Origin of the sequence: Vibrio sp. VP6, from assembly GCF_028823755.1 — a bacterium.
Classification (GTDB): domain Bacteria; phylum Pseudomonadota; class Gammaproteobacteria; order Enterobacterales; family Vibrionaceae; genus Vibrio; species Vibrio parahaemolyticus.
On sequence record NZ_JAPEID010000208.1, the window covers coordinates 1 to 510 of the forward strand.

Below are 510 nucleotides of genomic sequence, written 5' to 3' on the forward strand. Positions count from 1 at the left end.
TCACCTCATTTCGCGACAAGCTGTTAAAAAATCCAGACCCAAAAGTGGATGAAGACGCGCTGGAGATGGTCACCCAATACCAAGCGGCCCAAAACGAAGTGTCCGCGGGGCGTCTTAACTATGGTCAGTACACCTCAACGTTTGTGCTGCGTCATGTTGATAGAGAAGTGTTGCAAGAAGTCACTGAGTTTGTCGTCAGCGTACTCAATAACACCCTAGGCTTGACGTGCCGCGTAGAAAGCCTCAACGCCACCGAGGCGTTACTCGGCACTTTGCCCAGCGACTCGTTATACAACATTCGCCGCCCACTGCTGAGCACGTTGAATCTGTGCCATCTGCTGCCCATTGCCAGCATTTGGACCGGAGAGGCGTACTGCCCTTGTCCATTTTATCCAGTAGCTTCCCCACCGATGATGATGTGCACCGCCACAGGGAACACACCGTTTCGGCTCAACCTGCATGTAGACGATGTGGGGCATACCTTAATCTTTGGTCCAACAGGGGCGGGGA

The 510-nt window shown here is 53.3% G+C and carries 1 pseudogene; it reads left to right on the forward strand.

From position 1 onward, the window contains the following. Positions 1-98 precede the first annotated feature (98 nt). Positions 99-510 (forward strand): annotated as a pseudogene (locus tag OU793_RS24910) (conjugal transfer protein TrbE); the annotation flags it as partial.